The sequence below is a fragment of the Cystobacter fuscus genome, from assembly GCF_044360685.1.
Classification (GTDB): domain Bacteria; phylum Myxococcota; class Myxococcia; order Myxococcales; family Myxococcaceae; genus Cystobacter; species Cystobacter fuscus_C.
In genome coordinates this window covers 2,122,418-2,135,937 of the sequence record NZ_CP043491.1, presented here as the reverse complement: position 1 = coordinate 2,135,937, position 13,520 = coordinate 2,122,418, and the positions used below count along the sequence as shown (strand labels likewise).

Sequence of the window (13,520 nt, the reverse complement as noted above, 5' to 3'; positions counted from 1 at the left end):
GAACATGGCGGGGCTCATGTCCGAAATCTCCGCTCCCCAGCGCCCAGGCGCCTTCTGTGCCCTGCATGCCGAGCAGCGCGCCGTCACCCTGTGCAACCGGTGCGGCAACTACGCGTGCGAGCAGTGCTTCCAGGTCGCGCACGACCGGCAGGACTACTGCACGACGTGTCTGCCGCTCATCCGGCCCCCGCTCGCCGACCGCGGCACCCGCTTCGCCGCGGTCGCCATCGACCAGGTCGCCCTGATCGCCCCGATCTTCGTGTGCATGTTCCTCGGCATCCTGCTGTCGAACAGCGCTGACACCGGCTTGAGCATGCTCGGGTTGGGAGTGCTGGGCGCCCTGGGCGTCGCGGGCTACCAGTTCTACCTGCTCGCCACCGTGGGGCAGAGCCTGGGCAAGCGCATGATGAACATCAAGGTGGTGCGCACCGACGGCACCCCCGTGGACCTCGCCCGGCTCATCTTCCTGCGCAACGTGGTGCCGGTGTTCATCGGCATGTGCACCTGGAACGTCTTCAGCCTCGTCGACGCGCTCTGCATCTTCACCGAGCAGCGCCGCTGCCTTCACGACCACATCGCGGACACCCAGGTGATCGTCGTGAACCACACCGGCGCCTGAGCGCGGCCGGCTCCGCGGCTCACGGCGCCGGGGCGAGGGTGCGCTGGAAGAACTCCACCACGGCCCGCCGCGACTCCCGGGCCGCCGCGGGCGAGGGCGCGATGTCCACCGGCCCGCCCTGGCCCTGGTGCGCGTAGGGATCGCTCACCTGGACGGCCGGCTCCAGCCGATCCCACCCGTGCGTGGCCCCCTCGTACATCTTCAAGGACAGGTTCGCGCGGTCCGCGGGCGACAGGCTCGCGAGCAGCGTCCCGCACGAGTCGGGCGCGTCGTACACGTCGGCCGTGCCCGCCTGGAGGAAGACGGGCGCGCCGGTGAGGTCTCCGAACTCGTAGCCGGGCACGCGGTTGTAGACCCAGCACACCGGATAGAGCGGCGCATGGGCCACGAAGCGCTGTCCCGGCCCGGCCCCCGCGGCGTACCCGCGCGTCGCCGTCAGCATGGACATCACCCCGCCCCAGGAAAACCCCATGATGCCGACGCGCGCGCCATCGATGGCCGGATGCGCGGACAGGAAGCGCAGGGCGCCGTAGGCATCGGGCAGCGTCTCGGAGACGGCCCGGGGCCTGCCTTCCGCGCCTCCGAGCAGGCCCCGGGCGGACCACATGTCGATCTCCAGCGTGGCGATGCCCGCCTCGTTCAACGCCCGCGCGTAATAGCTCCCCCGGCTGTCCACCCCGCCCGAGCCGTGGGCGATGACCACCGCGGGAAGCTTCCCCGAGGTGCTCCGGGGCAAGCGCAACTGGCCCGCCACCTGGAGCGGCGCCGGTGTGCCGAGCGCGGGAAAGGACACGTAGGACGACGTGGCCACCGGCGTCTGGATGGCCTCCTCGTCCGTGGGAGAGGTCTCCAGCTCCGGCGCGGGCGGCGCGCAGCCGCACACGAGCAACGCGAGCGACCAGCGCACGGCCCAAGGCCTCACGACGGGCATCTTCATCATCTGGGCTCCCAGGGATGGGAGAGGGAAATTGAGTCCCCCCTCCCCGGGCGACAACCGTGCTCCCCCCGGCGGTGTCGACCACCGGGCGGAGCGGCCCTCAGCCCTGGTTGGCGATGACCACCCGGTTGGGGCCCACCAGCTTGGAGGCGCGCAGCGCCTTCTCCGCGAAGGAGATGAGATCCTGCTCGGAGCGCGCCGGATCCGGGAAGACGGAGATGGCGGCGCTCACCGTCACCTCGCCCTGCCCGCCGCCCGTGCCCTCCGGGAAGTCGAGCTCCTCCACGGCCTTGCGCAGCTTCTCCGCGTAGGTGCGCGCCCGCTCCACGTCCGCGTTGCACAGCACCACGCCGAACACGTCCCAGTCGTAGCGGGCGGCGATCTCCGAGGAATTGTCGCTGCGCGCGTGGGTGACGGGATCCTCCATCAGCTCCGTCACCAGCTGGGCCACGCGGCGCAAGAGCTTGTCGCCCTCGGCGTAGCCGCGCGAGAGGTTGAAGCGCCGGAAGCCGTCGATGTCGACGAGCACCAGCATCAACTTCTGCTCGCGGCGCCGCGCGCTCAACAGGCCCGCGCTCAGCGCCTCCTGGAAGTAGCGGTGGTTGTAGAGGCCCGTGAGGCCATCGCGGAAGGCAAGCCGCTCGCTCTCCGGAATGAGCGGCTGGTTGCCGCCCTTGGCATCCGGCGCGCGCGGCTCCACCGTCTTGATGCGGGTGCTCGAGGGGGGCGAGCGCCCCGCCGCCGGCTTGGCCGGACGCAGCCCGAGCTGCTCCTTGAGCTCCTGCACCATCTTGTCGCGAATGGCCACCAGCGCGGCGTTGTGCACCGCCTGGCCCACGGTGTTCTTCAGTTCCTGCTCGGTGAAGGGCTTGGTGAGGAAGTGATTCACCCGCGCTTCATTGATGGCCTTCTGGGCGTCCTCCAGCTTCTGGGATGCCGTCACCAGGATGCGCGCGGCATGGGGTTGGAGCTCGGAGACCCGCTTGAGGAGGTCCACTCCCATCAAGCCGTCCCCAAGGTTTTGATCCGATACGACCGCGTGCAGTTGCTCCCGCTGAAGCACTTCGAGTGCTTCTTCAGCGGACCTGGCGAGGAAGACCGTGAAGTCCTTGCTCAGGTAGTACTGCATCAGGGCCAGCATGGTTCGATTGTCCTCGACGACGAGGACCTTCGCGGCAACAGGCTCACTCACCAGGGCAGACCAACGAAACGAGGGGCATGCAAGAGGGTTGGAGCGTCGCAAAGGTCAGGCCCTCGTCGCAAGCGCGGAAGCGCCCCCCACCGCTTTTCACGCTCCCGGCCACTCGTGGACCGGCCTGCCGGACGCCGCATGGGTCAAATAACGCTCCAGCAAGGCCCCCAGGGCATCGGGTCGGGGCATGTGTGCTTCCAGGTAGGCCAACATCTTCCGTTGCCAGCGTGCCCCGGTACACCCGGCGCCCACCCGGGCCTGGATGATGCCGAGGAGCGCGTCCGACTCGTCCGGGTCCACGCCCGCGCCCACCAGCCCCTCGCGGGCCACGGGCAGCAGCCGCCGCACCAGGTCCGGTGCGGGCAGGGCCCGGGGGGCGTGGCCGGGACGCTCGGGCCACAGGAGCACCGCGTCCAGGCCGTGGCGCGCGGCGCGCAGGAAGTTGTCCTGGGCGTAGGCGAAGGGCATGGAGGGCAAGAGCCGCTCCACCTCGCCGCCCAGCCCCAGCGTGAGGCCCAGGAGCAGCGCCCCGTTGGCCAGCATGTCCTCCACCGTGGGGCCCGCGGGCAGCGCGCGCATCTCGATGCGCAGGTGGCCCCCGTCGCCAGGGTCATAGATGGCGCGGTTCCAGTTCCACACCGTGCCCTGGTGCAGGCGCAGCTCCTCGAGCCGCGGCAGGCCGTCCTCGGTCAGGTGCTCCCGGGGAGGCTCCGGCGCCAGCACCGGCAAGAGCGGCGGGTGCAGCGACACCGCCTCGGCGAACAGCTCCCACGCGCCCTCGCGCACCCAGCCGTGGCCGAAGCTCACGCGTCCGGGCCGGGGCGCCTCGGGGGAGCGCTCGCCCCGGTCATCCACCGCCTGGCGGAAGAGCGCCACGCGCGTCTCGTCCCACAGCCGCCGGCCCAGGAGGAAGGGCGAGTTGCCGCTCACCGCCAGCACCGGCGCCGTGGCGAGCTGGCACGCGTTGTACAGGCGCGCGAAGTCCGCCGGCAGCACCCTCAAGTGGTACTGCAACGAGGTGTTGGCCCCCTCGAGCGTCACGTCGTCCCACTCGAGCGAGAGCGGATCCTCTCCCTGGATGACCACGCGGAAGGGCACCTCGCCCCGGCTGCGGCGGATGGAGGTGGACATGGCGCGGTAGCGCGGCATCGCCGTGAGCGAGCCCGGCCGCAGGTCCGCCTCGCGCAGCGTGGGGAGGATGCCCATCACCGCCACGCGCGCGCCCTGCGTGGCCGCCGCGCGCGACACCTCCGCCAGCGCGCTCTCGAACTCCGCGCGCATCGCCGAGAAGGGACGCCCCGCCAGGGGCCCCGGCCGCAGGTTGCACTCGATGTTGAAGCGGTTGAGCTCCACCGTCACCCGCGGGTCCGCCGTCTGGCCCAGCACCTGCCGGTTCACCGGAAGGGGCCGGCCGTGGACGTCCACGAGGAACATCTCCAGCTCGGCGCCGAGTGACGGCGCGCCCTCACCGAAGCCCGGCCGCGCCAGCAGGGCGCGCAGCACCTCGAGGCTCTCGGTGAGCCGTTCGCTGAAGGCCTCGTATTCCTGGGTCTCGAACTTCTCGCAGTCGATTTGAAGGCCCATGGGAAAGAAGAAGTCTCCTCACGACAAGGGGTGGACATCACGGGAAGCGAACGCATCCGGGCGCGCGGCGAGCTCGCGCCGCAGCCGCCATGCCAGCGCGGCGGCCTGGTCGCGAATCTCCGGCACCGCCGTGCTCTCCCACAGCTCGCCCCGGCGCAGAGGCCCGAGGGTGAAGAGCGTCGCGGAGGCCCGGCCCTGGCCGTCGAGCAGCGCGCCCCCCTCGTCCGTGGAGAGCCCGAGCCCCAGGGCATCGCGCCGGGCGAGTCCGGACTCCAGCAGCGAGCGCAGCAGCGGATGGGCCCGGGCGAAGGAGCAGTCGGGGCCGGTGCAGTTGATGACGTGCTGGACGCGGAAGGAGGCCTCGAACACCACCCCGCGAGGCCGCGCGCGGGCCTCCACCCAGCCCTCGTCCAACAGCTGGAAGCCACGCAAGCGCCCCGCGTGGACGTGCAGCACGCCAGCGCGCCGCAGCTGCGCGAGGGTGTCCGCCACCGAGGCGGCCATGCGGTGACGGTGCACGTCCCACAGGGTCCTCAGATGACGCAGGAAGCGGCGCTGGGCCGGCACGGGCAGGCCGCGCCAGAGCGAGGCCGTCACCGGCCGCAACCCATCCACCACGTCCCGCCAGTCGCTCCCCTCGGGCAGGCCCTCGATTTCGCGGCGCAGCTCGTGGAAGAGCGCGCGCGTGCTGCGCGGCTCGGAGAAGCGCGGCGGCGGACGCGGCTGGACGCCGGGACGGTGGACCTGAGGCAGCAGGCCATGCCGGGACAGGGCGTGGATGCGGCCCTCGTGGTTGCGCTCGGCCAGCGAGAGCACCGTGTCCACCATCGTCAGGCCCGTGCCCACCAGCAGCACCGAGTGGTGGGGCTCGATGTGCTCCAGGGCCCTCGGGGCCCAGGGCGAGCGCACGTAGTTCGCGCTCTCGTAGAGGCCACCCCCCTCCACGGGCAGGTCGGCGGGCGGGGCATTGCCCTGGGCCAGCACCACCGCGCGCGCCTCGAGCAACGGACCCTGGGCGAGCGCCACCCGCACCACGCCGTCCACCTCGGAGAGCGCCGAGACCTCGCCCCGGATCAGCTCCAGCACGACGCCCGGCGCCGCGGCGCGCCGGCTCTCCCGGAGCAGCGCCTCGAGGTACTGCCCATAGCGCTGGCGGGCCACGAAGTCGCCCGGGGCCGTGCCGGGTTCGATCCGGCGCATCCAGCGCAGGAAGTGCTCGGGGTCATCCGGAAAGGCGCTCATCCGCCCCGCCGGGACATTGAGAAGATGACTCGAATGGGAGGTGGAGTAGGCCAGCCCCGGTCCCGTCCGGGCCTCCCGCTCCACCAGCGCCACCCGCAACGGGCCAGGTGCGTTTCGCAGGAGCTGGGTCACCAGCAACGTCCCACTCGCACCGCCCCCCACCACCAGGACGTCCCACCGCCGCTCGATTTTCACCGTGGAAATTTAAGTCCCCACGGCAGCTCCCACATCCCCCCGGGGCACCCAGGCCAGGGCAGCCTTCCAATCGACAACAGAACGCGCCCCGGCGCCCGGTCCCGTCCTCTGGCGGACACAGGGCCCGGACCGGAGGAACGGCGCCCGCCCGCTCGTCTGTTCCCGCCCCCCCTTCGTCCGGGGCCGGGGTGTGTTATCCGTCCGACGATGGATGCCTCCCCCGCCCTTCCCCTGGTCAACCTGTACGACCTGCCCCGCGCCGCCCTGGGCGAGCTGCTGGGCCGCTGGGGCTACAGCGCCCACTACCGGGACCTGCTCTGGACGGCGCTCTACCGGCAGCAGGTGGAGTCCTTCGACGCCCTCACCGGGCTGAAGCCGGAGCTGGTGGCGGCGCTGCGCGAGCGCACGCTCCTGGAGCGGCCCACCACCCACCATGAGGTGTTCAGCTCGGACGGCTACACCCGGAAGCTGCTCTTGCGGCTGCGCGACGGGCAGACGGTGGAGACGGTGCTCATGCGGTTCAAGGGCCGGGCCACGGTGTGCCTGAGCACGCAGGCGGGGTGCGCCATGGGGTGCGTGTTCTGCGCCACCGGGCAGATGGGCTTCGTGCGCCACCTGTCGCCCGGGGAGATCATCGGCCAGGTGCTGCACGTCACGCGGCTGTTGCGCGAGACGAACGAGACCCTGCGCAACGTGGTGCTCATGGGCATGGGCGAGCCCCTGCACAACTACGAGGGCACGCTCGCGGCGGTGGACATCCTGGTGGACGCGCTGGGGCTGGCGCTCGGGCCGCGCTTCATCACCCTGAGCACCGTGGGCGTGGTGCCCGGCATCCGCCGGCTCGCGGACGAGGACCGGCCGGTGCAGCTCGCCGTGAGCCTGCATGGCGCCACGGACGCGGAGCGGGGCGCGCTGGTGCCCGCGGCGCGCAAGTGGCCGCTCGCCGAGCTGATGGACGCCTGCCGCTACTACACGGACAAGCGCAAGCGCCGCATCTTCTATGAGTGGGCCCTCATCTCCGGGCGCAACGACACGCCCGAGCAGGCCCACGCGCTGGGCGCGCTGCTCCAGGGCATGGACGCGCACGTCAACCTCATCCCCCTCAACCCCACGGTGGGCTACGCCGAGCAGCCCAGCGGGCCCGACTCCGTGCGCGCCTTCCAGGACATCCTCGCGGGCTACGGCCTGCCGAGCACCGTGCGCCAGCGCCGCGGCATCGACATCGACGCGGGCTGCGGCCAGCTCAAGGCCGCCGTGGAGCGCACGCGCCCCCCGCGCCAGCCCCTCGCCTCCTGATGCGGGCCCGGCGCGAGGGCCGCGATGCCCGGGCCACCCCGAGTGGCTACATCACAAGCAGCGGCGACCTGAAGGGCCTTCGCGATGGTCGAACGTCGGGGTGCCCCCCTAGCGTTCCCCCAGGGAAGGTGAGTGATGAGCCACCATGACGGGTAGGTGTCTGATCGCCGACGCGGACCCGGAACTCCGCTCGGCCCTCCGCCGGTTCATCGAGCCGCGGGGGTGGGAGGCACTGGAGGCGCGCGACGCCCACGAGGCGCGTGAGTTGCTGCGCCGCGCCCGGCCGGACGTGGTGTTGCTCGAGGAGCACCTGCCAGGAAGGCCCCTGTCCGAGCTGCTCCCCGCGTGGCGAGCCAGCCATCCCTCCGTCCCCCTGCTGGTGCTCTCCGCCACCCCCTCCATCGATGGCGCCGTCCAGGCCATCAAGCTCGGAGCGGAGCAGTTCGTGCCCAAGCCGGTGGAGCCCCCCGATCTGCTGCGCCTGCTGGAGCACGTGCTGGAGGCGCAACGCACCCGCGCCCCTCCTCCCCCGGACACCGCTGGTGGGCCCGAGCCGTTCCTGGGCGTCAGCCCACTCATCCGCCAGCTCGAAGCCACCGTCCGCCGGGTGCTCGACAGCGACCGCGCCCTGCTGCTGCTGGGAGAAACCGGCACGGGCAAGGGCATGCTCGCCTCGTGGATCCACCTGCGTGGGCCCCGGGCCCGCGCGCCCCTGGTGCAGCTCAACTGCGCGGGCCTGGCGCCGCAGCTCCTGGAGACGGAGCTCTTCGGCCACGAGCGCGGCGCCTTCACCAGCGCCGTCCAGCGCAAGCTCGGCCTGCTCGAGGTCGCCCACAAGGGCTCCCTGTTCCTCGACGAGGTGGGCGACATGGATCCGCTCGTCCAACCCAAGCTGCTCAAGGTGCTCGAGGAGCGGCGCTTCCGGCGGCTGGGCGAGGTGGAGGAGCGCACGGTGGACATCCGGCTCATCGCCGCCACCCACCAGGACCTCGTCGAGCGCGTGCGGGCCGGGCGCTTCCGCGGCGATCTCTACTTCCGCATCAGCACCCTGCCCCTGCGCCTGCCCGCGCTGCGCGAGCGCCCCGAGGACATCCCCGTCATCGCCCGCAACATGCTCGAGCGGCTCTCGGAGGAATTGGGACGTCCCGGGCTCGGGCTGACGGCCGAGGCCGAGGCGGCCCTGTGTGGCTACACCTGGCCCGGCAACCTGCGCGAGCTGCGCAACGTGCTCGAGCGCGCCGCCCTCCTCTCCACCCACCCCGTGCTGAGAACGGAGGACCTGGACTTCAACGCCGCCCTCGCGGCCATGCTCCCCGACGCGCCCACCGCGTCCCCGTCCGAGCCGGACCTCTCCCTCACCCTGCGGGAGGTCGAGCGCCGCCACATCTCCCGGGTGCTCTCCGCCGAGGGAGGACACGTCGGCCGCGCCGCCCAGCGGCTGGGCATCCCCCGCAGCTCGCTGTACCAGAAGCTCAAGAGCCTGGGCCTCTCGGCCAAAGTCTAGAATCCAGACTCAAAATCTTGGAAACAGGGCCGGGAGCCGCCGCCAGGGCCGAATAAATTCGACCGATTGTGAACAAAAGAATCCTGGCGCGCGGATTGCTGTTGCATTCGGGCCCCATGACTCCCGAGCTGGAGAAGATCCACGCCCTCTTCCTCGCCGAGGCCGAAGAGCAACTCGCCACGCTGGAACAGGGACTGTTAGCGCTCGAGCGCACGTCTGGTCCTCCACCGCTCGCCTCCCTGCTGTGCACGTTGCACACGTTCAAGGGCGGAGCGGGCGCGGTGGGCCTCACCGCGGCGGTGGAGCTGGCGCACCTGCTGGAGGATCTGCTCACGCTGTTGGAGGCGCGGGCCGTCGTCCTGCACGCCGGGCTGGGCTCGCTGATGTTGCAGGCGGTGGACGTGCTGCGCGAGCAGGTGGGCCTCGAGCCCGCGAGCGAGCCCGCCCAGCGGCTGCCGGCCCCGGAGGTGCGACGGCTGCTGGAGAGCACGCTCAAGGCCTCCCAGCCCGTCCAGGCGCGCGCGGCGGCGGAGCGGCCCGCGACCCCGGCCGAGCCCACCGCGCACCGGGAGCACACCCTGCGCGTGGGGCTGGGGCGGTTGGATCGGATGTTGGATCTCACCGGGGAGATCGCCATCGCGCGCGGGCGGCTCGCGGAGATGCTCGCGCAGGCGCACCGCTACACGCCCCAGCAACTGCTGGAGGCCCACCGCGACGGGGACCGGCTCTACCTGGACCTGCAGGAGGTGGTGATGAAGGTGCGGATGGTGCCCATCGGGCGCACCTTCCAGCCCTTCGTCCGCACGGTGCGCGACCTGGGCCTCGCCATGGGCAAGCAGGTGCGCTGCGAGCTGAGCGGCGAGGACGTGGAGGTGGACACGACGATCGCCGAGCTCATCCGCGATCCACTCACCCACCTGGTGCGCAACGCCATGGACCATGGGCTGGAGACGCCCGAGGTGCGCCAGGCGCGCGGCAAGGCCCCCACCGGCACCTTGAGCCTGCGCGCCTTCCACGACGCGGGCACGCTCGTCATACAGGTGGTGGACGACGGCATGGGCCTGGACCGCGAGCGCATCACCGCGCGTGCCCGGGCCCAGGGTCTGCTGGGGCCCGAGGAGACGCCGGACGACGGCGCGCTGCTGCGGCTCATCCTCGCGCCCGGCTTCTCCACCGCCGAGCGCATCACCGAGCTGTCCGGCCGCGGCGTGGGCATGGACGTGGTGAAGCGCAACGTGGAGTCGCTCCGGGGCACCGTGTCCGTGGACAGCGCCCCGGGAGAGGGCACCACCTTCAGCCTGCGCCTGCCGCTCACCCTCTCCATCATCGAGGGCTTCAACGTCGCGGTGGGGGGCGAGACGTACGTCATCCCCCTGCAGAACGTGCTGGAGTGCGTGGAGCTGCCCGCGGCGGAGAGCCGCCCCGGCCGCACCGGCGTCTTCAGCCTGCGTGGCTCGGCGCTGCCCTACCTCCGCCTGCGCGAGCACTTCGGCCTGGGCGGCAGCACGCCCGCCCGGGAGAACCTCGTCGTCATCGGCCACGAGCGCGGCCTCGCGGGCCTCGCCGTGGACACCCTGCTCGGCCAGGGCCAGACGGTCATCAAACCCCTGGGCAGGTTCTGCCAGGGACTGCCCGGACTCTCGGGCTCCACCCTGCTCGGGGACGGCAGGGTCGCCCTCATCCTCGACGTCCCCGCGCTCCTTCACCAGGCGCTCCAGGCGGCTCCTCCCGCCGCCCGCGCCTGAGTCTCCCTCCCCCGAAGCACCCCTCCCTCCATGACCTGGTTCTACAACCTGAAGATCTCCACCAAACTGCTCCTCTCCTTCATCGGCCTGAGCATGCTCAACGTCGTGCTGGGCGTCTTCGCCACCCAGCAGCTGAGCAAGATGAATGACGCGACGGACGTGGTGACCGACACCTGGATGCCCAGCATCATCCACGTGTCGGCCGCCAACACCGACACCTCGGACTTCCTCATCCTCGAGCAGCAGCACATCCTGTCGATCGACACCACGCGGATGGCCGAGCTCGAGCGGCTCATGCGTCAGGAACTGGAGTCCATCGAGGGCAGCTTCAAGAAGTACGAGCCGCTCATCTCCTCCGAGAAGGAGCGGCGCCTGTACGAGGAGTTCACCCGCCTCTGGAAGAACTACCTGGAGGAGCACGACCGCCTCATCGAGCTGTCACGCAACAACCCGACCCTGGATCAGATCCAGGGCATCAACCAGGGCCGCGCGCAACAGCTCTACCAGGCCTCCTCCGACAAGCTGGATGAGCTGGTGCTGGCCATCCAGGAGGCCTCGCGCAAGGCGTCGGTCGACTCGGACAACATCTACGCCATCGCGCGGTCATGGATCACCGCCGTCGTGGGAGCCAGCCTGTTCATCGGCGTGCTGCTGAGCATCCTCATCGCGCGGATCATCGCCCGGCCGCTCACCGAGGCCCTGCAGGCGGCGGATCGCATCGCCGATGGCGACCTGAGCGTGCGCGTCACCGCGGAGACCCAGGACGAGACGGGCCGGCTGCTCGCGTCCATGCAGCGCATGGTGCTCAAGCTCTCCCAGGTCATCAGCGAGGTGCGCGAGGGCGCCAGCACGCTCGCCTCCGCGTCGGCCCAGGTGTCCTCCTCCTCGCAGAGCCTGTCGCATGGCACCAACGAGCAGGCCACCAGCGTGGAGGAGACGACCGCGAGCCTGGAGCAGATGACGTCCACCATCACCCAGAACCGGGACCACAGCCGGCAGATGGAGCAGATGGCCCTTCAGGGCGCCCGGGACGCGGACGAGAGCGGCAAGGCGGTGAAGGAGACCGTGGAGGCGATGAACTCCATCGCGGAGAAGATCTCCATCATCGAGGAGATCTCCTACCAGACCAACCTGCTGGCGCTCAACGCGGCCATCGAGGCGGCGCGCGCGGGGGCCCATGGCAAGGGCTTCGCGGTGGTGGCCACCGAGGTGCGCAAGCTGGCCGAGCGCAGCCAGACGGCGGCGCGGGAGATCTCGGGGCTGGCCTCCAGCAGCGTGAAGGTGGCGTCGCGCTCGGGGCAGTTGCTCTCGGAGCTGGTGCCCTCCATCCGCAAGACGGCGGACCTGGTGCAGGAGGTGGTGGCCGCCTCGGCCGAACAGGCCACCGGCGTCACCCAGATGAACAAGGCCATGCTGCACGTGGACCAGGTCACGCAGCGCAACGCCTCGGCCTCCGAGGAACTCGCCTCCACCGCCGAGGAGCTGTCCGCCCAGGCCGAGGCGCTGCAACAGCTCGTGTCCTTCTTCCACCTCTCGGAGGGCGCCGAGCGCTCCGAGCGCGGCTTCCGCCCCCCGGCCGCCCACCGCCCCCAGACGCACTCCCCCGCGGCGGGGTTGAAGGCCGCGGCGAGCGGGCTCGGCGCCGGAGCGTCCAGGCAAGCCCCCCGGGCCCCCGCTCCCCATCCCGACGAGGATCGGGACTTCAAGCGTTTCCAGGTGTGAGAATGAGTGACATGAGCGAGGAGACTTCCGCCGCCACGCAGTACCTCAGCTTCATCCTCGCCGGGGAGGAGTACGCGCTCGGCATCCTGCGGGTGAAGGAGATCATCGAGTACGACACCGTCACCCGCGTGCCCGGAGCCCCCGTGTGGGTGCGCGGCGTGTTCAACCTGCGCGGCAGCGTGGTGCCGGTGGTGGACCTGACGGTGAAGCTGGGCCTGCCGCCCATCCAGCTCACGCGCCGCAGCTGCATCGTGGTGGTGGAGGTGAGGCAGGGCAACGAGGACATCGTCCTGGGCCTGCTCGCCGATGCCATCGGCCAGGTCATCGAGCTGGGGCCCGAGGACGTGGCGCCCCCGCCCGCCTTCGGCACGCCGGTGCACGTGGACTACCTGCTGGGCATGGGCCGCGTCGGCACGGCGCGCAAGTTCATCCTGCTGCTGGACATCGACAAGGTGCTCAGCGGCCAGGAAGTGCTGTCGGCCACGGCGCTGCGGGCCCCGCCCGGGGAGGACACCGGGAGCCCCACCGGGAAGGTCGCATGAAACCGGAGCGCCCGGAGGAGTCCGGGGCAAAATTCGCCCCCGAGCCCCCGCCGCTGTCCGAGCGGGAGTTCACCGGCATCCAGCAGTTCATCTACCGCGAGGCGGGCATCTGGCTGTCGCCCGCGAAGAAGGCGCTGGTGGTGGGGCGGCTGTCGCGCCGGTTGCGCGAGCTGGGCAACCCCTCCTTCGCGGCCTACCTGCGGCGGGCGGAGGAGGACAGCGCCGAGCGCGTGCGGCTGTTGGACGCGCTGTGCACGCACGAGACGCACTTCTTCCGCGAGCCCCGGCACTTCGACTTCCTGGCGCGCGACGTGCTGCCGCGCTGGCGCCACCAGGGGGACACCGGCAGCGGCGAGGGCAAGCGGGTGCGGGTGTGGAGCGCGGGGTGCTCGACGGGCGAGGAGCCCTTCTCGCTCGCCATGGTGCTGCGCCACCACCTGCCGGCCGAGGAGGGCTGGGAGATCGACATCCTCGCCACGGATCTCTCCACGCGCATCCTCGAGCAGGCCCGGCAGGCGCGCTGGCCGGTGGAGAAGGCCGCGCAGATTCCCAAGCCCTACCTGCGCGCCTACATGCTGCGCGGCGTGGGCAGCCAGGAGGCGTGGATGAAGGCGGACGCCCACCTGCGCGCGCTGGTGCGCTTCCAGCGGGTGAACCTGAATGACGACAACGGGGTGGTGGGGCGCTTCGATCTGCTCTTCTGCCGCAACGTCCTCATCTACTTCGACCCGACCTCGAGGGCCCGGGCCGTGGAGCGGCTGCTCAATCATTTGTACCCCCAGGGGATGCTCTTCCTCGGCCACTCCGAGAGCCTGCTGGGCCTGGGCACGCGCGTGCGCGCGCTGATGCCCACCGTCTACGCGCCGCGCGCCCCCCCGGCCGGAGTGTCCGCCGCGCGAGGGTGAGACGGGATCCCTCCCTCGCGAGCGGAGCCGGCGTAGT

Annotated in this window: 11 protein-coding genes; 7 read left to right on the top strand and 4 right to left on the bottom strand. The window is 71.3% G+C overall.

What is annotated here, in order from left to right:
* Nucleotides 1-16: 16 nt before the first annotated feature.
* A complete protein-coding gene (locus F0U63_RS08885; RefSeq protein ID WP_395845455.1) occupies nucleotides 17-619 on the top strand; it encodes an RDD family protein in 603 nt (200 codons plus the stop codon).
* 19 nt (nucleotides 620-638) lie between these two features.
* On the opposite strand, the gene F0U63_RS08880 is transcribed toward F0U63_RS08885, so the two are convergent.
* The 4 genes from F0U63_RS08880 to F0U63_RS08865 form a co-directional block, all read right to left on the bottom strand.
* A complete protein-coding gene (locus tag F0U63_RS08880) occupies nucleotides 639-1,559 on the bottom strand; it encodes a dienelactone hydrolase family protein (RefSeq protein ID WP_395845454.1) in 921 nt (306 codons plus the stop codon).
* 97 nt (nucleotides 1,560-1,656) lie between these two features.
* Entirely contained in the window at nucleotides 1,657-2,748 is a 1,092-nt protein-coding gene (locus F0U63_RS08875) for a diguanylate cyclase domain-containing protein (RefSeq protein WP_395845453.1), read from the bottom strand.
* A gap of 96 nt (nucleotides 2,749-2,844) precedes the next feature.
* Entirely contained in the window at nucleotides 2,845-4,332 is a 1,488-nt protein-coding gene (locus F0U63_RS08870; RefSeq protein WP_395845452.1) for a glutamate--cysteine ligase, read from the bottom strand.
* 18 nt (nucleotides 4,333-4,350) lie between these two features.
* A complete protein-coding gene (locus F0U63_RS08865) occupies nucleotides 4,351-5,769 on the bottom strand; it encodes an FAD/NAD(P)-binding protein (RefSeq protein WP_395845451.1) in 1,419 nt (472 codons plus the stop codon).
* Nucleotides 5,770-5,976: 207 nt separating this feature from the next.
* Here F0U63_RS08865 and rlmN point away from each other — a divergent pair, with 207 nt between their 5' ends.
* The 6 genes from rlmN to F0U63_RS08835 all read left to right on the top strand — a co-directional run bounded on the left by rlmN (nucleotide 5,977) and on the right by F0U63_RS08835 (nucleotide 13,483).
* The gene (gene rlmN, locus F0U63_RS08860) at nucleotides 5,977-7,065 is read left to right on the top strand and encodes a 23S rRNA (adenine(2503)-C(2))-methyltransferase RlmN (protein ID WP_395845450.1); all 1,089 of its coding nucleotides are present in this window, start codon (nucleotides 5,977-5,979) and stop codon (nucleotides 7,063-7,065) included.
* A 145-nt stretch (nucleotides 7,066-7,210) separates the two neighbouring features.
* On the top strand, nucleotides 7,211-8,569 hold the full coding sequence (locus tag F0U63_RS08855) for a sigma-54-dependent transcriptional regulator (RefSeq protein WP_395845449.1): 1,359 nt from the start codon (nucleotides 7,211-7,213) through the stop codon (nucleotides 8,567-8,569).
* Between the two features lie 116 nt (nucleotides 8,570-8,685).
* Nucleotides 8,686-10,314 carry a chemotaxis protein CheA gene (locus tag F0U63_RS08850; RefSeq protein WP_395845448.1) on the top strand — a complete coding sequence of 543 codons (1,629 nt, stop codon included), beginning with the start codon at nucleotides 8,686-8,688 and terminating at the stop codon, nucleotides 10,312-10,314.
* A gap of 30 nt (nucleotides 10,315-10,344) precedes the next feature.
* Complete coding sequence (locus F0U63_RS08845; protein ID WP_395845447.1) at nucleotides 10,345-12,036, top strand: methyl-accepting chemotaxis protein; 1,692 nt, start codon at nucleotides 10,345-10,347, stop codon at nucleotides 12,034-12,036.
* An 11-nt stretch (nucleotides 12,037-12,047) separates the two neighbouring features.
* The gene (locus tag F0U63_RS08840; protein ID WP_395845446.1) at nucleotides 12,048-12,578 is read left to right on the top strand and encodes a chemotaxis protein CheW; all 531 of its coding nucleotides are present in this window, start codon (nucleotides 12,048-12,050) and stop codon (nucleotides 12,576-12,578) included.
* The gene (locus F0U63_RS08835; protein WP_395845445.1) at nucleotides 12,575-13,483 is read left to right on the top strand and encodes a CheR family methyltransferase; all 909 of its coding nucleotides are present in this window, start codon (nucleotides 12,575-12,577) and stop codon (nucleotides 13,481-13,483) included. Before F0U63_RS08840 ends, F0U63_RS08835 begins: the two co-directional genes overlap by 4 nt.
* Nucleotides 13,484-13,520: the final 37 nt, after the last annotated feature.

Excerpts from the sequence above, each read along its gene's own strand:
- F0U63_RS08885 (WP_395845455.1), top strand. The coding sequence starts at position 17 with ATGTCCGAAATCTCCGCTCCCCAGCGCCCAGGCGCCTTCTGTGCCCTG.
- F0U63_RS08880 (WP_395845454.1), bottom strand. The coding sequence starts at position 1,559 with ATGATGAAGATGCCCGTCGTGAGGCCTTGGGCCGTGCGCTGGTCGCTC.
- F0U63_RS08870 (WP_395845452.1), bottom strand. The coding sequence starts at position 4,332 with ATGGGCCTTCAAATCGACTGCGAGAAGTTCGAGACCCAGGAATACGAG.
- rlmN (WP_395845450.1), top strand. The coding sequence starts at position 5,977 with ATGGATGCCTCCCCCGCCCTTCCCCTGGTCAACCTGTACGACCTGCCC.
- F0U63_RS08855 (WP_395845449.1), top strand. The coding sequence starts at position 7,211 with ATGACGGGTAGGTGTCTGATCGCCGACGCGGACCCGGAACTCCGCTCG.
- F0U63_RS08850 (WP_395845448.1), top strand. The coding sequence starts at position 8,686 with ATGACTCCCGAGCTGGAGAAGATCCACGCCCTCTTCCTCGCCGAGGCC.
- F0U63_RS08845 (WP_395845447.1), top strand. The coding sequence starts at position 10,345 with ATGACCTGGTTCTACAACCTGAAGATCTCCACCAAACTGCTCCTCTCC.
- F0U63_RS08840 (WP_395845446.1), top strand. The coding sequence starts at position 12,048 with ATGAGCGAGGAGACTTCCGCCGCCACGCAGTACCTCAGCTTCATCCTC.
- F0U63_RS08835 (WP_395845445.1), top strand. The coding sequence starts at position 12,575 with ATGAAACCGGAGCGCCCGGAGGAGTCCGGGGCAAAATTCGCCCCCGAG.